This is a genomic window from Pseudomonas sp. WS 5146 (genome assembly GCF_012985495.1).
Lineage (GTDB): Bacteria > Pseudomonadota > Gammaproteobacteria > Pseudomonadales > Pseudomonadaceae > Aquipseudomonas > Aquipseudomonas edaphica.
Window position 1 is genome coordinate 117,159 of sequence record NZ_JAAQWL010000004.1, and the last position, 19,076, is coordinate 136,234.

A 19,076-nucleotide genomic window follows, 5' to 3' on the forward strand; every position below is an offset into this window, starting at 1 on the left:
TTTTGTTGAGGTGAGCAGGCCCTCCCTGCTCACCCCAACCCACTGTTACTCCAGCGGCATCACCGTCACCCGAACCTCCGGGTCATGGTTCCCTCCTCCCAGAATCACCCCACGCAACGGCGACACATCCGAGAAATCACGGCCCCAGGCCAGAGTGATGTGCTCCAGTGCCGGCTGCACATTATTCGTCGGATCAAAATCCACCCAGCCCGCCACCGGGCAAAACACCGAGACCCACGCGTGGGAGGCATCAGCGCCGATCAGCCGTGGCTGGCCGGGCGGTGGCTGGGTCAGCAGGTAGCCGCTGATATAACGCGCGGCCAGGCCCCGCGAGCGCAGGCACGCGAGCATCAGGTGAGCGAAGTCCTGGCACACGCCGCGTCGGCGCTCCAGCACTTCCACCAAGGGCGTGGCGACCTGGGTGGCTTCGGCATCGAAGGTGAATTCGCTGAAGATCTTCTGCATCAAGGCCTGCACGCCCAGCAGCAACGGCACGCCTGGCGGGAAGCAGCTTTCGGAGAACTCGACGAAGGTGTTCTTCAGGTGCACGTAGGGCGATTCGAAGCGATAACGGCAGGCTTCGAGCATCTCCGGCGACAGCACCTGGCTGCTGTAGGTCAGGCTGTCGCGCGTCAGGTCCCAAGGCGGTGACTGCTGGAAATCCAGCGCCGGCCGCGCCAGCACTTCCACGGTCAGCCCGGCATTGACCAGCAATTCATCATGGGGCCGTTCGAACGCCAGCCGGGTGATCGGGTTGCCGAACACGTCCAGCTCATCACGGCGTGACGACGGCTGCGGGCTGATATCCAATTGCTGGGAACTGCAGCGCTGCCACGCGCACGGCCGCGGCCACAGGTGCGCCAACTGCTGGGCCAGGGACACCGGGCTGTCGTAGTGGTAATGGGTATCGTGAAAAATCTGGTAGCGCGCACTCATCACACCGACACCGTTTGCTGGCTGACATCATCCACATGGGCAAAGTGGCGCAACGCCAGGCGATCCGACACTTGCCCGCTCTCATCGGCGACCGCTTGCAGCAGGTCCGCCAGGCCGTCCAACGCGGCACGTACGCTGGATTCGCCGAACAGCGGGTTCTCCAGGCAGCCCAGATCAAAACGCGACAGGCGCTCCACCAACGGCGCCAGGCCGATTTCCCGTGGCACGCCAAAGTCATCATTGAGACGCCGCAGGGTCCGGCTGACCAGCTTCAACTGAAACAGCACCGCATGCGGGTTCTGTTCATCGAGCAGCAACAAGTCGAGCACCGGGATCAGTTGCGGCACGGCCAGGTAACGCGAGCGATAGGTGATGCTGCTATTGCCCAGCTCCAGCAGCCATTCCAGCCCGGCCTGATCAAATACCGCCACGCCACGCAGGAACGCGGCGAGGCTGCTGCTGAGAAATTGCAGGCGCTCAATACGCCGGCCCATCATCAAAAAGCGCCAGCCTTCATCACGGGTCATGTCATCCAGGGCAAACCCGGACAGCGCCGCCAGGGACATCACCAGGCGGTTGAGGAAGTCCAGCAACTCGCCAAAATCCGGGGTTTCGCTTTCCAGCTCCAGGGCTTCGCGCTGCAACTCCACCAGCGCTTGCCAGTTCTCGCGGGACAACTTGCCGCGCACCTGGGACGCCGCCCACTGCAAGCGTTGCAGGTTGGCGCGCAGGCTCGACGGCCAGTCATCGCCGAGCAAAGCGGCAAGCAAGCGCTCGGGCAGTTCGCCCTCCTCCGGCAACAAGCGCAGGGTCTCGCCCAGCTCGACAGCGGCCTGCAAGGCTTGCGGGTCGTCGCCATCGACATAACGCGCCAGCACAATGCGCAGCCAGCGCGCACTGTCATCACAGCGTTCGCAGTAACGGCCAAACCAGAACAGGTTTTCCACCACGCGCGACGGCAGATAAGGGTCGCGCCGCACCAGATCATGTACGCCAATCGCCCTTTGCGCACGCCAATGCTCGCCGCCGACAGCGCGATCGCCGAGCACCCACGTGTCTTTGCTCGCGCCACCACGCTGCATCGACACCACTTCGGCATCCGCCTCAGCCGCCACGCGAGTCAGGCCGCCGGGCAGTACACGGTAGCCGTCAGCGCTGGCCACCGCGTACACGCGCATGCCGATGGCACGGTGTTGCAGATGGTCGTCGACGGTGTGCCACACCGGCGCCTGGGACAGTTGCGCCAGCTCCTGGGCCACATAGGCATAAGGCCGCGCACGCATGCGCTCGGCCAGGGCCAGGCGTTGCTCTTCGTTCAAATCGCGGCCGAATACCGGCGCGAAGCTTTGCGAAGGAAACGCTGGTTTGATCAGCAATTCCGGCAGCTTTTCCAAGGCTTCGGCCAGCACCGGCGCCTCGCCGCACCACCAGGTGGCGATGGACGGCAGGATCAGTTCTTCACCAAACAAAAACTCGTTGATCTTCGGCAGAAAGCCGAGCAAACCGGGCGACTCCAGCACGCCGCTGCCCAAGGCATTGGCCACCAGCACATTGCCCTGGCGCACCGCATCCAGCAGGCCGGGCACGCCCAGCGCCGAGTCGGTGCGCAGCTCCAGCGGGTCGCAGAAATCGTCGTCCAGGCGCCGCATGATCGCGTGCACCCGGCGCAGGCCGCTGAGGGTTTTGAGGAACACCGTGCTGTCGCGCACCGTGAGGTCGCCGCCTTCTACCAATGGGTAGCCGAGCTGGCGCGCCAGGTAGAGGTGTTCGAAATAGCTTTCGTTGAAACGCCCCGGCGTGAGCAGCACGATCAACGGTGGCTGGTCGTCACCGGGCGCCTGGCGGGCCAGGGTTTCCTGGAGCGTGCGGAAGAAACCGGTGAGGTGTTGAACCTGCAAATCGCGGTACAGATCCGGGAATGCACGGGACACAATGGTGCGGTTTTCCAGCGCGTAACCTGCGCCCGATGGCGCCTGGGTACGGTCGGCGGTGACCCACCAACGGCCATCCGGGGTGCGCGCCAGGTCCACGGCATACAGGTGCAGAAACGCGCCGTCCGGTGGCTGAATGCCCTGGCACGGCCACAGGAAGTTGTTGTGCCCAAACACCAGCTCCGCCGGCAACAGGCCTTCTTTGATCAGGCGCTGCGGGCCGTACAGGTCGGCCAGCACGGCATTGAGCAAGCGCGCACGCTGGGCGATACCGGCCGACAGATGCTGCCACTCATCGGCGGCCAGCACATGGGGCAGTAAATCCAGCTCCCACGGGCGATCGGCGCCCTTGGGGTCGGCGTAGACGTTGTAGGTCACGCCGTTTTCCTGGATCTGCCGGGTCAGCAACGCCTGGCGCTGGGCCAGTTGCACGGGCGTACTGCGTTGCAGGTGATCGAGCAGGCGCTGCCAATGGGCACGCACCGCGCCACTGTCGTCGAGCAGTTCGTGATAGGTGCCCGCAGTGAGCGGGTAACGGTCGAGCAAGTCGGGCATGGAACGCTCGGCAGAGGCAAGGGGGCTCAGATTAACTCAAATTCAACGCGATCTTGTGTGGGAGCTGGCTTGCCTGCGATAGCGGTTTTCCTACCACCTGATTGGCTGGCTGATACACCGCTATCGCAGGCAAGCCAGCTCCCACATTTTAGATCTCATTTAGTCATTTTTATTGGGGAAACGCCGCAAATCCAGGGTCATTGGTAGTTCATCGTTAATCACCAAGGGCGGCACAGGCAATTTGCCTGGGCTGTGGCCGAGGCGGAAAAACCGCGCCATGCGCCGGCTCTCCGCCTCATTGGCATTCACCGGCAAGCTGTCGTAATTGCGCCCACCCGGATGCGCGACGTGGTACTGGCAGCCGCCCAGCGAGCGTTGCATCCAGGTATCGAGCAAGTCGAACACCAACGGCGCATGCACCGCGATGGTCGGTTGCAAACAGTTGGCCGGTTGCCAGGCGCGATAACGCACGCCAGCGACGAACTCGCCGATACGCCCGGTCGGCTGCAACGGCACCGGGATGCCGTTGCAGGTCAGCAGGTAGCGTTGCGGCGCCAAGCCGCTCAACTTCACCTGCAAGCGTTCCAGGGATGAGTCCACGTAACGCACCGTGCCACCGACGGCGCCTTCTTCGCCCAGCACGTGCCAAGGCTCCAACGCCTGGCGCAACTCCAGTTCGATACCGCTGACGGCGTAGTCGCCGACCTTGGGGAAACGAAACGCCAGGTGCGCGGCAAACCATTCGGCGCGCAGCGGGTAACCAGCAGCGTTCAGCTCGACGATCACGTCGGCAAAATCCTGCTCGATAAAGTGCGGCAGCAAAAAGCGATCGTGCAGCTCCGTGCCCCAGCGCGCCAGTTTTGCTGGTGCATACGGCTCACGCCAGAAGCGCGCGACCAAGGCCCGCAGCAGCAATTGCTGGGTGAGGCTCATGCGCGCATGGGGCGGCATTTCAAACGCACGCAGTTCCAACAGACCCAGGCGGCCAGTGGCGCCATCGGGCGAGTAGAGTTTGTCGATGCAGAATTCGGCGCGGTGGGTGTTGCCGGTCACGTCGATCAGCAGGTTGCGCAACAGCCGGTCGACCAACCATGGCGGGCATTCTTCGCCAGGCTCGGGCATTTGTGCGAAGGCGATTTCCAGCTCATACAGCGCGTCGTTACGCGCTTCATCCACCCGTGGCGCCTGGGAGGTCGGGCCGATAAACAGCCCGGAAAACAGGTACGACAAGGACGGATGGTTATGCCAGTAGCTGATCAGGCTGCGCAGCAAATCCGGGCGGCGCAGGAACGGTGAGTCTTTCGGCGTAGCGCCGCCCAGCACAAAGTGGTTACCACCGCCGGTGCCGGTGTGGCGCCCGTCGATCATGAACTTTTCGGTGGTCAGGCGGGTTTGCCGCGCCTCTTCGTAGAGGAACTCGGTGCGTTCTACCAGCTCATCCCAAGTGGCGGACGGCTGCACATTGACCTCGATCACACCCGGGTCCGGCGTGACCCGGAAGTTGCTCAAGCGCGTATCGAACGGCGGCTCGTAACCTTCCAGCAACACCGGGCAATGCAGTTCTTCGGCGGTGGCTTCAATAGCGGCCACCAACTCCAGGTAATCCTCGACGCGTTCCAGCGGCGGCATAAACAGGTACAAACGCCCTTCCCGTGCTTCGGCACACAAGGCGGTGCGAGTCAGCCAATCGGCGGATTCGTCGACCTTGGGCACGCACTCGTCGCTCGGCGCAGGCGTGCCATGGCTTTGCAGTTGCGCGGTGGTCGGCAGGTCCGGCTGATCCTGATTCGGGTCGGCGGGATGCACAAATGGGTATTCCGCCGCCGTCACCCACGGCTGCGAGGCCAACGGCAGGCGGTAACCCAAGGGCGAATCACCCGGCACCAGACGGCAGTGGTTATCACGCAGGTACCAGCGCCCACTCTGCCAGCGGTCATTGGCCGCCGTGCGCGCCAGCGGCAGCACTTGGCCGATGACTTTATCCAGGCCCTGGCTGAACACTTTGCGCAGGCGCTCGCGCTCCAGGTCATCACTCAGGCGCGGGTCCTGGGCGGTGACGTTTTGCGGCAGCGCACCTTCGCGCCACAGGTAGTAGAAGTTGTCTTCGAAAGCCGGGAACACAAAGCGTGCCGGCAGTTTAAGGCGCTCGGCGACACTGGCCAGGAAGCGCCCGGCCATCACGTCATCGGCGCCGTAGTCCTGTTGTTCATCGGCGATCAGCGCGCTGTTGTGCCAGATCGGCACGCCGTCGCGGCGCCAGTAGCAATTGAGCGACCAGCGTGGCAGTTGCTCGCCGGGGTACCACTTGCCCTGGCCGAAATGCACCAGGCCTTTGGGCGCGTAGTGTGTGCGCATGCGCTGGAACAGCTCGGCGGACAGGCGACGCTTGTCCGGCCCCAGCGCCGCGGTGTTCCACTCGGCGCCGTCGGGATCATCGATGGAGACAAAGGTCGGTTCGCCGCCCATGGTCAGGCGTACATCATCCTTGAGCAGGTCGGCGTCGATCTGCCGGCCCAACGCCTGGATCGCCAGCCATTGCTCTTCGGTGTAGGGCTTGGTGACGCGCGGCGCTTCCCAAATGCGCTCCACCGACATCTCGTGGGTAAATTCGCACTCGCAGGGTTCCACCAGCCCGCTGATTGGCGCAGCGGACGAAGGATCAGGGCTACAGGCCAATGGGATATGCCCTTCACCGGCGAACAGCCCGGAGGTGGCGTCCAGGCCGATCCAGCCCGCACCGGGCAAATACACCTCGCACCAGGCGTGCAGGTCGGTGAAGTCGACTTCGGTGCCGGACGGGCCATCGAGGGCTTTGACGTCGGCGGTGAGCTGGATCAAGTAGCCCGACACAAACCGCGCCGCCAGCCCCAGGTTGCGCAGTAGTTGCACCAGCAGCCACGCCGAATCGCGGCAGGAGCCAGATGCGGCGCCCAAGGTGAATTCCGGCGTTTGTACGCCCGGCTCCATGCGGATCAAATAGCCGATGTCGGCCGCCAGGCGCTGATTGAGCCCGACCAGAAAATCCACAGCCGGCAGCGGCGTGCGGTCGATGCCGGCCAGATAGGCGGCAAACTTTGGCGTCAGCGGCAAGGTTTCCAGGTACGGCGCCAGCTCGCGCTGCTCATCGGCGGCGTAGCTGAAGGGGATTTTTTCGGCGTAGGGCTCGAGGAAAAAATCGAACGGGTTGAATACCGCCATCTCGGCGACGAGGTCGACCTCAATGCGCAACTCATCGGTCTTTTCCGGGAATACCAGGCGCGCCAGGTAATTGCCCTGCGGGTCTTGCTGCCAATTGATGAAGTGCTGCTCGGGCAGCACTTTGAGCGCGTAAGACAAGATCCGCGTGCGGCTATGGGCAGCCGGGCGCAAGCGCACGATCTGTGGGCCGAGTTCGACAGCGCGGTCATAGCGGTAATGCGTAACGTGGTGCAACGCGACATGAATCGACACGGCGGCCTCCTGCGAGCCAGGGCATGAACACAAAGCGCGCAAGACTTATGCCAGAGCGGCCGTCATTGCGCTTTATCGTAAGACCCGGTGCAGTACAGCACCAAAACGGCGCCAACGTGGGTGCCGTGGTGCAAGGCTTGCACATATTTGTGGCGTGCGTGTGAGGCCGGGTGGTGAATCTACCCAGTCAGCGCGTTTTGTGGCGAGCGATCGTGGCTTCGCGAAGGTGGCGGACTTCGAGCAGCTTTTGGCGCATTTCGCGGTGGCGCTTGCTGTTAAGCAGGAGCAACCCCAACAGCGGAAAGAGCACAGCCGAGCCGTAGACCAGTTTGGGAATGGGGTGCTGGATCATCGGCAGCACAAACAGCAGGCAGCAGCCCAGGTAACCCGCAACCAGGCCGGTGGCCCATGGGCGGCCACGCGCAACCATCACGTTGGCAAAGACCAGCACCGCCACCAGCAGCAAAATCGCCAGGCCTGAGTAGTCGGATTTAAGCGACGGATCGACACCCCGCAAATACGTCACGCCGGCGAGGGATACAGCAGACGCGCCGGAAAAGATCGCCATGAAGATCGTGCCCATGAACACCGGGAAATAGCGCGCGAGGAAACTGCCCATGTCGGGGAAACCTTTCATTCGGTGAGGTCCTCGTACAAGCCGATTGCAAGGGTGGTGGCAGTGCCCACGCTACCGCTGCGGTAGCTGCCCACGATACCGAGGATGCCGCCCAATGCGTCTTTCATCTGGGTCAGGGTGGCATGCCGAATTTCCGTGGAGCTGAAGCTCTTGGTCAGTTTGCCTGCACGCTGCTGCAACTTGAGCAACTTGGGCGTCAGGCTGGGGTCGCGCAGGCTTAGCAGCTCCTTGGTCAGTTTCTTGCGTTCCTGGCGATTTAAACCCTTGAGCAATTCATACCAACTCTTGCCCAGAGCGGCAGCCTTTTTGGCCCTGAGCAGCTTCACCGTGGTCAGCGCGCCGGTGCCGATCCCCACCAGGGAAGCCGTATCAAGGATGGTTGAAACAGCGCCGAACCATTCGGCGTCATCCATCCGGTCGTTAGCGTCAGGGTCGAGTATCTCGTTGTAGGTACGCGCCACGCCAAACCCGCATTGCGCACTGCTGGCCAGCGCCGCCGTCACGCCAATGCCCACCACGAACGCGCTGGCGCCCGCCGTAAAAGGCACGGCGACGCTGCCGCTGAACACCACGATCCAACCGATAATCGCGGCGGTGCACGACAAGCCCATATCAAACGCCTCTTTTCTGAGGCGTTCTTCCCGTGGGTCGGTCTTGACCTGCTCCACAAATTGCGCGGGCGAAATGTACTTCTGTGCTTCGCGCAAAATGATGCGCTTGGGCTTAATGCTGCAGAGGGGCTTGAATTCGCGCAGGATGATGACATTGAAGTCGGCGTCGATGTACACCACACCGGCGCCGACAATGCCGGGGTCGGCATCGATGGCGGCGAACAACCGTGGCAGGTTGATCTGGCTTTCGATACGCTGGCGCGCCATGAATTGGGAGCGGTTGGAGTCCATGCCGATGGAGAGCAGGGGGTTGCTCATGGGTGTTCTTCCTTGAATATGAGGGTGGCCGGGCCGGCTTTGTGGGAGCTGGCTTGCCTGCGATGGCGATCTAATGGGCGACACCTTAACAAACAGGCACGCCATCGAATAGAAAGCAAAACGCCAGCACGAGGCTGGCGTTTTGCATATTCAGGTTGCGATCAGCGCGGCACGACCGGCTTGCGCGCAGGCTTGCCGCCTTTGCCCTTCGCCGCATCACTGCGTTCTTTAGCCGCCTGCTTGTTACGCGCCTGAGCTGCCGCCTTGGCTTGCTCACGCTTGTCCCACGGGTTGCTGCCATCACTGCCGCGCGGTGGCAGGCCGGTGTGCTGGGTGAGGATCCTGGTGGTGGTCTCCTTCGCAACCTTATGGCTGCCAGCCGGCGTCGAGTTCTTGCGACGGGCGCTCTGGTAGCTGTCGGTGGACGGCTGGTGCAGCGGGATCAACTGATCCTTGCCCGGCCCGATCAGGTCGGCGCGGCCCATGCGCGTCAGTGCTTCACGCAGCATCGGCCAGCCTTTCGGGTCGTGGTAGCGCAGGAAGGCCTTGTGCAGACGGCGCTGTTCCTCGCTCTTGACGATGGTGACCGCGTCGCTCTTGTAGGTGACCTTGCGCAGCGGGTTCTTGCCCGAGTGGTACATGGCGGTGGCGGTGGCCATCGGCGACGGGTAGAACGCCTGTACCTGGTCGGCACGGAAGCCATTGCCCTTGAGCCACAGGGCCAGGTTCATCATGTCTTCATCGGTGGTGCCGGGGTGGGCGGCGATGAAGTAAGGAATCAGGTACTGCTCCTTGCCCGCTTCCTTGGTGTACTTCTCGAACATGCGCTTGAACTTGTCATAGCTGCCAATGCCCGGTTTCATCATCTGGTTGAGCGGACCTTCCTCGGTGTGTTCCGGGGCGATCTTCAAGTAGCCACCGACGTGGTGGGTAACCAGTTCCTTGACGTATTCCGGCGACTCGACCGCAAGGTCGTAACGCAGGCCGGAAGCAATCAGAATCTTCTTCACACCCGGCAACGCACGGGCGCTGCGATACAGCTGAATCAACGAGGAGTGATCGGTGTTCAGGTTCGGGCAGATGCCCGGGAACACGCATGACGGCTTGCGGCACGCGGATTCGATTTCCGGGCTCTTGCAGGCGATGCGGTACATGTTCGCGGTCGGGCCGCCGAGGTCGGAGATCACGCCGGTGAAGCCTGGCACTTTGTCGCGGATCTCTTCGATTTCGCGAATGATCGACTCTTCGGAACGGTTCTGGATGATGCGGCCTTCGTGCTCGGTGATCGAGCAGAAAGTACAGCCACCGAAGCAGCCACGCATGATGTTCACCGAGAAACGGATCATGTCGTAGGCCGGGATCTTTTCCTTGCCGTACACCGGGTGCGGGACGCGGGCGTAAGGCATGCCGAACACGTAGTCCATTTCTTCGGTGGTCATAGGGATGGGCGGCGGGTTGAACCACACGTCCACTTCGCCATGCTTCTGCACCAAAGCGCGGGCGTTGCCTGGGTTGGTTTCCAGGTGCAGCACGCGGTTGGCGTGGGCGTACAGGACCGAGTCGCCACGGACTTTTTCCATGGACGGCAGACGAATGACCGTCTTGTCACGGGTCATGCGCGGGCTGGCAAGAATTTGTACGACCTTGGCTTCTTCCGGGTCTTCAACCGGGCCTTTTTCCTGCTCAATGGCGCAGGCCTGGGTGTCCTGGGTATTCACATACGGGTTGATGATCTTGTCGATCTTGCCCGGACGGTCGATACGCGTGGAGTCCACCTCGTACCAGCCTGCAGGCGTGTCACGGCGAATGAACGCGGTGCCGCGCACGTCGGTGATGTCTTCGATCTTGTGGCCCCACGACAGGCGCTGGGCAACTTCGACGATGGCCCGCTCGGCGTTGCCGTACAGCAGGATGTCGGCGCAGGCATCGATCAGGATCGAGTTGCGCACACGGTCCTGCCAGTAGTCGTAGTGGGCGATGCGGCGCAGGGACGCTTCGATGCCACCGAGCACGATCGGCACATGCTTGTAGGCTTCCTTGCAACGCTGGCTGTACACCAGGCTGGCGCGGTCCGGTCGTTTGCCGGCCATGCCGCCTGGGGTGTAGGCGTCGTCGGAGCGGATTTTCTTGTCGGCGGTGTAGCGGTTGATCATCGAGTCCATGTTGCCGGCCGCGACGCCGAAGAACAGGTTCGGCTCGCCGAGCTTCATGAAGTCGTCTTTGGACTGCCAGTTCGGCTGCGCAATGATCCCGACGCGAAAGCCCTGGGACTCCAGCAGCCGGCCGATGATCGCCATGCCAAACGACGGGTGATCCACATACGCATCACCGGTGACGATGATGATGTCGCAGGAATCCCAGCCAAGCTGATCCATCTCCTCCCTGCTCATCGGCAGGAATGGCGCAGGACCGAAACATTCGGCCCAGTACTTGGGATAGTCAAATAACGGCTTGGCTGTTTGCATGACGGTGACCGGTGTTGAGATGAAAAATCGCGGGCGCGGAATATAGCACAAATTTTGACCAATTCCGACGGTAATGGTCGGAATTGTGCTGATGCAATCGCAGGCAAGCCAGCTCCCACATTTGAAGGTATTCACCGTTCGAGTGTGGGAGCTGGCTTGCCTGCGATGAGGCCCTTACAGGCGCTGAAACTTACTCGTCATCGTCGAAGTTATAGCTGCCCGGCGCCAGGTTCTCGAAGCGCGTGTACTTACCGATAAACGCCAGGCGGATAAAGCCGATTGGCCCGTTCCGCTGCTTGCCGATGATGATCTCGGCAATGCCTTTGTGCTCCGTCTCGGGGTGATACACCTCGTCGCGGTACACGAACATGATCACGTCAGCATCCTGCTCGATCGCTCCGGATTCCCGCAAGTCGGAGTTCACCGGGCGCTTGTTCGGGCGCTGCTCAAGGGAACGGTTGAGCTGGGACAGCGCCACCACCGGGCAGTTGAATTCCTTGGCCAGGGCTTTGAGCGACCGGGAGATTTCGGAAATCTCGTTGGTGCGGTTGTCACCGCTGGAGCCTGGAATCTGCATCAGCTGCAGGTAGTCGATCATGATCAGGGCGATGTCGCCGTGCTCACGCACCAGCCGGCGAGTACGTGCACGCATCTCTGATGGGCTGATACCGGCGGTGTCATCGATAAACAGCTTGCGGTCGTTAAGCAAGTTGACCGCCGATGTCAGGCGCGGCCAATCGTCGTCTTCCAGGCGACCGGCTCGCACCTTGGTCTGGTCGATACGGCCAAGCGAGGAAAGCATACGCATGATCAGCGATTCACCTGGCATCTCCAGCGAGTAAACCAAGACGGCTTTGTCGCTGCGCAACACGGCGTTTTCCACCAGGTTCATCGCAAAGGTGGTTTTACCCATGGATGGACGGCCGGCGACGATGATCAAGTCAGACGGCTGCAGGCCGCTGGTCTTCTCGTCGAGGTCGGTGTAGCCGGTGGAAATACCCGTGATGGCGTTGTCGGTGTTGAACAAGGTGTCGATGCGGTCGATGGCCTTGGTCAACAGGTCGTTGACGCTGACTGGGCCGCCGGTTTTCGGCCGCGCTTCGGCGATCTGGAAGATCTGGCGCTCAGCTTCGTCGAGGATCTCGGCAGCGGTGCGGCCTTCGGGGTTGAAGGCGCTGTCGGCGATTTCGGTGCTGATGCCAATCAACTGGCGCAGCGTGGCGCGCTCGCGAACGATCTGCGCATACGCCTTGATGTTGGCGACGGATGGCGTGTTTTTCGCCAGCTCACCCAGGTAGCCCAGACCGCCGACTTGGGAGGTCTGGCCTTCCTTGTCCAGCTGTTCGGCCAGGGTTACCACGTCGATCGGCGAGTTCTGGTCGGCCAGCTTGGCAATGGCGCGGAAGATCAGGCGGTGGTCATGGCGATAGAAATCACCGTCCGAGACTTGATCCAGCACGCGTTCCCAGGCGTTGTTATCCAGCATCAAGCCACCGAGCACGGCTTGTTCGGCCTCGATGGAATGCGGCGGCACCTTCAGGGCAGCGGTTTGCAGATCGTATTGCTCAGGAGCTGAAATATCGTTCATGGCCACTTGGAATTAGGGGTGTGTAGAAAAACAAAAGGCACGACCTGTAAACAGGATCGTGCCCGATGTTAACTGGCTGACACGCGAGGTGCCAGTCAGTTAGGTGCTGCTTAAGCTGCTACCACGACAACGCGTACGGTGGCTTCAACTTCGGCGTGCAGGTGCACGGCTACGTCGAATTCGCCTACGTTGCGGATGGTGCCGTTCGGCAGACGAACTTCGCTCTTCTGCACTTCAACGCCGGAGGCGGTCAGTGCATCAGCGATGTCGTGGGTGCCGATCGAACCGAACAGCTTGCCTTCGTCACCGGCGGTGGCAGTGATAGTCACTTCCAGCTCAGCCAGTTGGGCAGCGCGAGTTTCGGCCGAAGCTTTTTTGTCTGCTGCTGCTTTTTCCAGCTCAGCACGACGCTCTTCAAACGCAGCCAGGTTGGCAGCGGTTGCAGCGGTGGCTTTGCCGTATGGCAGCAGGTAGTTACGACCGTAGCCGGCCTTAACGTTCACTTTGTCGCCCAGGTTGCCCAGGTTGGCGACTTTTTCCAGAAGGATCAGTTGCATGTGAAAATCCTCTAACTTTTAACCTTCACCGTTCGCGTTATCGGCGTCTTTCGACGCCAGACGACCGCGAAAATCAATCAGGCCGTCGACAATGGCCAAAACCACGAGTAACGGATAGATCAGCTGCATAAACAGCAACATCGTGACGTACAACCCCACCAGCCAGAACTTGGCCAGGCGCTTTCGCGCAACCAGCCCGTGAATCAGGGCCAGCCCGGCAAACACCAGCGGTACACTGCAAATCGGCGCCAGCAAGGCCATCTGTGGGCCGAAGTTCGGCCCGACAACCATGCACGCCAGCAGCAACATCGCCGGCCCCGCTGGGATTCTGATACTGCGAAATTCGCGACCAAAACCACCCGGGTTGTACAACAACGCTTGCCAATAACGCCCAACAATCAGGCTCAGCACGCTGACGACCTGCAACAATGCCGCAATCAGGCCGGTCAGGACCGGGGCAATCAGTGACGCAAACCGCGCTCGCTCATCTACCGACAATTGCTGGTAGAGATCCCCGAGGGCCATCGGCAGGATCTTGACGATCTCTTGCGACAGCGCTTCGATTTGCGGGCGGAAAGCCGCGCCAAGCATCACTGAGTACACCAACCCCAATGCCACGCTGACCAGCAGCGTGCGGACCCAGGACTCACTTGCGCGTAAAACCAACGCAAGGCTCGATGACCCCAGCAGTACCAGAAGTACCCGTGGATCACCGAATTGAAGCCACCAGATCAAGGCCGGCAACAATCCCAGGGCAAGAACGCCAAGGGCGTCCTTCAAACCGCGCCGCAGGAGCACAAGGCAACCTGCAGCAGCACCCAACCAATAAAGCAGCGGCAATGCTGCACATCCGGCCACTACCAGAGTGGCCTGCACGCGACCGCGCATGATGAACTCAGCTAAGGCGCGCATGCATTCAATCCCTTACTACTTGTCGACTGCCCGGTCTCAGCGGCCGTGGCTGTCGGTGTAGGCCAGCAGGGCCAGGAAGCGGGCGCGCTTGATAGCGGTGGCCAGCTGACGCTGATAACGTGCTTTGGTACCGGTGATACGGCTTGGAACGATTTTGCCGGTCTCGGATACGTAGGCTTTCAGAGTGTTGAGATCTTTGTAATCGATCTCTTTCACGTCTTCAGCGGTGAAGCGGCAGAATTTACGACGACGGAAGAAACGTGCCATTTGATAGGCTCCTTAAAAGGTCCGTGGATTACTCGTCAGCGTTATCGCTGTTGTCGCTGTCATCACTATCAGCGCTTTCAGCGCCTTCGTGCTCAGGACGGTCGCGACGCTCACGGCGCTCACTGCGGTTTTCTTCAGCCTTGAGCATCTCGGATTGGCCGGTAACGGCTTCTTCGCGACGGATGACCAGGTTACGGATCACTGCATCGTTGTAGCGGAAGTTGTCTTCCAGCTCGGCCAGGGCCTTGCCAGTGCACTCAACGTTCAGCATCACGTAGTGAGCCTTGTGAACATTGTTGATTGCGTAGGCCAGTTGACGACGGCCCCAATCTTCCAGACGGTGGATTTTGCCGCCGTCTTCTTCGATCAGCTTGGTGTAACGCTCAACCATGCCGCCGACTTGCTCGCTTTGATCCGGGTGGACCAAAAAGATGATTTCGTAATGACGCATGAATGCTCCTTACGGGTTGTAGCCTGCCGCTCAAAAACGGTCAGACAAGGAGTGAATGACACTTATGGATCTTGCCGCAGGGAGGCACATAGGTGCCTGCCAGGAAGGCAAGGGGCGCAATTGTAGAGAAGGGGGAGAAACGGCGCAAGGTGATTGGTGATTATTTGAACAATCTTCCAAACACCCTGAAACGACTGCGGGAGCTGAAATTCTGTGGGAGCTGGCTTGCCTGCGATGCAGGCACCTCGGTGTATCAGTGATACAGAGGTGATGCTATCGCAGGCAAGCCAGCTCCCATACAAGCCCGGCCGCACATTTTTGATCGGGTTACTTCTTGCTCTTGGCCTTGGCACCGCGCTGACGCTGAGCCTCGAACAAGCACACGCCGGTGGCAACCGACACGTTGAGGCTGCTGACGCTACCGGCCATCGGCAATTTCACCAGGTAATCGCAGTGCTCGCGGGTCAGGCGACGCATGCCTTTGCCTTCGGCCCCCATGATCAGGATGGTCGGGCCGGTGAGGTCCTGGTCATAAATGCTGACCTCGGCTTCGCCTGCAGTGCCCACGATCCAAAGGCCGCGCTGCTGGAGTTTCTCCAGGGTACGCGCCAGGTTGGTCACGGCCACCAGCGGAATCACTTCCGCCGCGCCGCACGCAACTTTACGCACGACCGGCGTCAGCGTTGCCGACTTGTCCTTAGGCACGATCACCGCCAGCGCACCGGCGGCATCGGCCGAACGCAGGCAAGCGCCGAGGTTGTGCGGGTCGGTCACGCCGTCCAGCACCAGCAACAGCGGTGCGCCTTCGGTACGGTCGAGCAGCTCGTCGAGCATCGCTTCGCCCCAGACCTGGCTCGGGCTTACGTCCGCAACCACGCCTTGGTGAACGCCCTCGACCCACACGTCCATTTCACGGCGCTCGGCCTGGCCGATGGCAACCTTGTTTTGCGTAGCCAGCTCGACCAGCGCTTGTACACGCGGCTCGCTGCGGCCTTCGGCCAACCACACCTGCTTGACGCGTTTAGGGTGATGACGCAGCAGTGCTTCTACGGCGTGCACGCCGTAGATTTTTTCCAGACTCATGACTTGGCCTTAGGTTTGCGCGACCCGCCGCTTTTCGCGGGGGCCGAACCCGCTTTAGGCGGGCCTTTACGGTGTTTACTCGGTTTGCTCGACGGCTTTTCCGCCCCGTGGGACTTTCCCCCAGACGCCGCTTTACCACCGCTTTTGGCTTCGTTGAGCAACTGCTGCTTCAACTCACGGCTCTTGCGCACTTCAGCGTTTTTCGCCGCTGCATCGCTCGGGCGGTAGGCCTCAGGGGCCTTCTCCTTGGTGGACGAACGACGAGCAGCCTTGGCTGGCGCAGGCTCGGTAGCCGCTGCTTTCGCAGGCGCGCCCTTGCCTTTGCTGGCTGGCGCAGTCGGTTCGCTGCCACGCTTTTTACGGCCAGTCGGTGTTTCGGTCGGCTTGTCGGGCATGCCGAAGTCGATCTTGCGCTCGTCGAGGTCGACGCGCATGACCTGCACTTCCACGGTGTCGCCCAAACGGAAGCTGCGACCGGTGCGTTCGCCCGCCAGGCGGTGATGCACAGGGTCGAAGTGGTAGTAATCGCCCGGCAGCGCAGTGACGTGCACCAAGCCTTCGACGTAAATGTCGGTCAGCTCGACGAACAGCCCAAAACCCGTCACGGCAGTGATCACACCTGGGAACGACTCGCCCACGCGGTCTTTCATGAACTCGCACTTGAGCCAGTTCACTACGTCGCGGGTGGCTTCGTCGGCGCGGCGCTCGCTCATGGAGCACTGCTCGCCCAGCTGTTCCAGGGCCGCTTCGTCGTACGGATAGATCCGTGCCTTCGGAATGGTCATGGCACCGGCGCGCTTGACGTGCGGGGTGTTCTGCTTGGAGTGGATCACGCTGCGGATCGCCCGGTGCGTGAGCAGGTCCGGGTAACGACGAATCGGCGAAGTGAAGTGGGTGTACGCCTCGTAATTCAGGCCGAAGTGGCCCTGGTTATCGGCGCTGTACACCGCCTGGCTCAGCGAGCGCAGCATCACGGTCTGGATCACGTGGTAATCCGGACGGTCCTTGATGCTGGCCAGCAGCGCCTGGTAATCCTTCGGCGTCGGGCCGTCCTTGCCTTTGTGCAGGGACAGGCCAAGCTCACCGAGGAAAGCGCGCAGTTTTTCCAAACGCTCCGGCGGCGGGCCGTCGTGAACACGGTACAGGGCAGGAATTTCGTGCTTTTTGAGGAACTCTGCGGTGGCCACGTTGGCCGCCAGCATGCACTCCTCGATCAGCTTGTGCGCATCGTTACGCGTGGTCGGCGTAATGGCCGCGATCTTGCGCTCGGAACCGAAGACAATCCGGGTTTCCTGGGTTTCAAAGTCGATTGCGCCACGTACATGACGTGCGCCCAGCAACACCTTGTACAGCGCGTAAAGCTGCTTGAGGTGCGGCACTACGTCGGCATATTCGCCACGCAAGGCCTTGGCTTCGCTGGTCTTCGGCGCTTCCAGGATGGTGCTGACCTTGTTGTAGGTCAGGCGCGCCTGGGAGTGGATCACCGCTTCGTAGAACTGGTAGTCGGTCATTTCGCCGGTTTTGGAGATGGTCATCTCGCACACCATGGCCAAACGGTCGACTTTCGGGTTCAGGGAGCACAGGCCGTTGGACAGCTGCTCAGGCAGCATCGGGATCACGCGCTCAGGGAAATACACGGAGTTGCCGCGCACCTGGGCTTCGTTATCCAGGGCCGAACCGATCTTCACATAGCTGGAGACGTCGGCAATCGCAACGAACAACTTCCAGCCGCCGGAGAACAGGCGCAGCTTGCCAGGCTTGGCTTCGCAATAGACCGCATCGTCGAAGTCGCGGGCATCTTCGCCGTCGATAGTGACGAACGGCAGATGGCGCAGGTCGATGCGTTTTTCTTTGTCTTTCTCTTCCACTTCCGGCTTGAGCTTGGCGGCTTCCTTGAGCACAGCCTCCGGCCAGACGTGAGGAATATCGTAGGTGCGCAGCGCAACGTCGATTTCCATGCCCGGCGCCATGTAATTGCCGACCACTTCAACAATATCGCCCTGTGGCTGGAAGCGCGCGGTTGGCCAGTGGGTGATTTTCACCTCGACGAACTGGCCGACCTTGGCGGCGCCATTGCGACCCGGGGTGATCAGCACTTCCTGCTGGACCTTCGGGTTATCCGGCACTACAAAGCCGATGCCGCCTTCTTCGAAGTAACGGCCAACGATGGACTCGTGGGCACGGGACACCACTTCGACGATCACGCCTTCACGGCGACCACGACGGTCCAGGCCGGAAACGCGGGCCAGGGCACGGTCGCCGTCGAATACCAGGCGCATTTGCGCCGGGCTCATGAACAGGTCGTCGCTGCCGTCATCCGGGATCAGGAAGCCGAAGCCATCCCGATGGCCGGCGATGCGGCCCAGGATCAAGTCGAGCTTATCCACAGGCGCATAGGTGCCACGACGGGTGTAGATCAGTTGAGCATCGCGCTCCATGGCACGCAACCGGCGGCGCAGGGCTTCGAGCTGGTCTTCGGTGGTCAGACCGAACTCTTCAACCAACTGCTCGCGGCTAGCAGGCGAACCACGATCGGCGAGATGCGCCAGGATCAGTTCGCGGCTAGGAATAGGGTTTTCATATTTTTCCGCTTCACGAGCGGCCTCGGGATCGAGGGACTGCCAATCGGCCATTAGAGAGTTTTCACCTTGTCTATATGCGGGTTAGTTTGGCATACGCGTATTGAAACGGGAAATTTCAGGTGTCAACAAGCGTTTAAAAGGCCTTTGCAGCCCTCGGAAAGCGCCTTGAATGACCATTGGCGAAATTTTCCGGGCTTTTTTCATCGCAGGGCTTTACAGCTCAAAATCGCCTCCGTATAGTGCGCGCCATCGACGACGGCAACGTTGTTGATGCTGCCCAGGTGGTGAAATTGGTAGACACGCCAGCTTCAGGTGCTGGTGATCGCAAGGTCGTGGAAGTTCGAGTCTTCTCCTGGGCACCAAATTCAGATTAAACCCGCGAAAGCGGGTTTTTTCGTTTCAGGCCTCTGATTTTTAACAAGAATATTGAATTATATTTTTGATATCAGGGGTTTACAGATTAAAAAGCGCTCCGTATAGTTCGCTCCATCAACAGCGCAAGCGTTGTTGATAATGCCCAGGTGGTGAAATTGGTAGACACGCCAGCTTCAGGTGCTGGTGATCGCAAGGTCGTGGAAGTTCGAGTCTTCTCCTGGGCACCAAATTCAGATCAAACCCGCGAAAGCGGGTTTTTTCGTTTCCGGGGTTTGAAAACTTCCCCAAGGATTCTCCCCTCATCCGCACTTGAGAAGTTTTATCGTTTATCCTTGCAATGATTTGTTGCATACAAGCG

General features: G+C 60.9%; 13 protein-coding genes and 2 tRNA genes. 2 read left to right on the forward strand and 13 right to left on the reverse strand.

What is annotated here, in order from left to right; translation table 11 throughout:
* Positions 1-45 precede the first annotated feature (45 nt).
* The 13 genes from HBO41_RS12815 to rnr all read right to left on the reverse strand — a co-directional run bounded on the left by HBO41_RS12815 (position 46) and on the right by rnr (position 18,394).
* Complete coding sequence (locus HBO41_RS12815; RefSeq protein WP_169986523.1) at positions 46-936, reverse strand: transglutaminase family protein; 891 nt, start codon at positions 934-936, stop codon at positions 46-48.
* Entirely contained in the window at positions 936-3,422 is a 2,487-nt protein-coding gene (locus HBO41_RS12820) for a circularly permuted type 2 ATP-grasp protein (protein WP_169986525.1), read from the reverse strand. Before HBO41_RS12820 ends, HBO41_RS12815 begins: the two co-directional genes overlap by 1 nt.
* Positions 3,423-3,581: 159 nt before the next feature.
* A complete protein-coding gene (locus HBO41_RS12825; RefSeq protein ID WP_169986527.1) occupies positions 3,582-6,872 on the reverse strand; it encodes a transglutaminase family protein in 3,291 nt (1,096 codons plus the stop codon).
* 187 nt (positions 6,873-7,059) lie between these two features.
* The gene (locus HBO41_RS12830; RefSeq protein ID WP_169986529.1) at positions 7,060-7,509 is read right to left on the reverse strand and encodes a hypothetical protein; all 450 of its coding nucleotides are present in this window, start codon (positions 7,507-7,509) and stop codon (positions 7,060-7,062) included.
* Complete coding sequence (locus HBO41_RS12835) at positions 7,506-8,438, reverse strand: hypothetical protein (RefSeq protein ID WP_017138449.1); 933 nt, start codon at positions 8,436-8,438, stop codon at positions 7,506-7,508. The genes HBO41_RS12830 and HBO41_RS12835 overlap by 4 nt, the downstream gene beginning before the upstream one ends.
* A gap of 161 nt (positions 8,439-8,599) precedes the next feature.
* Entirely contained in the window at positions 8,600-10,903 is a 2,304-nt protein-coding gene (locus tag HBO41_RS12840; RefSeq protein ID WP_169986531.1) for a YgiQ family radical SAM protein, read from the reverse strand.
* Between the two features lie 190 nt (positions 10,904-11,093).
* Positions 11,094-12,491, reverse strand: coding sequence for a replicative DNA helicase (gene dnaB, locus HBO41_RS12845; RefSeq protein ID WP_017138451.1), 1,398 nt, complete (start codon positions 12,489-12,491; stop codon positions 11,094-11,096).
* Between the two features lie 110 nt (positions 12,492-12,601).
* Entirely contained in the window at positions 12,602-13,048 is a 447-nt protein-coding gene (gene rplI / locus HBO41_RS12850; RefSeq protein WP_003171376.1) for a 50S ribosomal protein L9, read from the reverse strand.
* An 18-nt stretch (positions 13,049-13,066) separates the two neighbouring features.
* Positions 13,067-13,960 carry a hypothetical protein gene (locus tag HBO41_RS12855; protein WP_099548099.1) on the reverse strand — a complete coding sequence of 298 codons (894 nt, stop codon included), beginning with the start codon at positions 13,958-13,960 and terminating at the stop codon, positions 13,067-13,069.
* 36 nt (positions 13,961-13,996) lie between these two features.
* Positions 13,997-14,227 (reverse strand): 30S ribosomal protein S18, encoded by a 231-nt coding sequence (gene rpsR / locus HBO41_RS12860; RefSeq protein WP_002551829.1) that lies wholly within the window; start codon positions 14,225-14,227, stop codon positions 13,997-13,999.
* A gap of 28 nt (positions 14,228-14,255) precedes the next feature.
* On the reverse strand, positions 14,256-14,678 hold the full coding sequence (rpsF, locus tag HBO41_RS12865; RefSeq protein WP_003217491.1) for a 30S ribosomal protein S6: 423 nt from the start codon (positions 14,676-14,678) through the stop codon (positions 14,256-14,258).
* A gap of 327 nt (positions 14,679-15,005) precedes the next feature.
* Positions 15,006-15,761, reverse strand: a complete 756-nt coding sequence (gene rlmB, locus HBO41_RS12870; RefSeq protein WP_017138453.1) for a 23S rRNA (guanosine(2251)-2'-O)-methyltransferase RlmB — start codon at positions 15,759-15,761, stop codon at positions 15,006-15,008.
* Positions 15,758-18,394, reverse strand: coding sequence for a ribonuclease R (gene rnr, locus HBO41_RS12875; RefSeq protein WP_017138454.1), 2,637 nt, complete (start codon positions 18,392-18,394; stop codon positions 15,758-15,760). The genes rlmB and rnr overlap by 4 nt, the downstream gene beginning before the upstream one ends.
* Before the next feature lie 224 nt (positions 18,395-18,618).
* Here rnr and HBO41_RS12880 point away from each other — a divergent pair.
* Together HBO41_RS12880 and HBO41_RS12885 are read left to right on the forward strand one after the other, a co-directional pair.
* A tRNA-Leu gene (locus HBO41_RS12880) sits at positions 18,619-18,705 on the forward strand.
* Positions 18,706-18,858: 153 nt separating this feature from the next.
* Positions 18,859-18,945 (forward strand) — tRNA-Leu (locus tag HBO41_RS12885).
* The last annotated feature ends 131 nt before the right edge of the window (positions 18,946-19,076 follow it).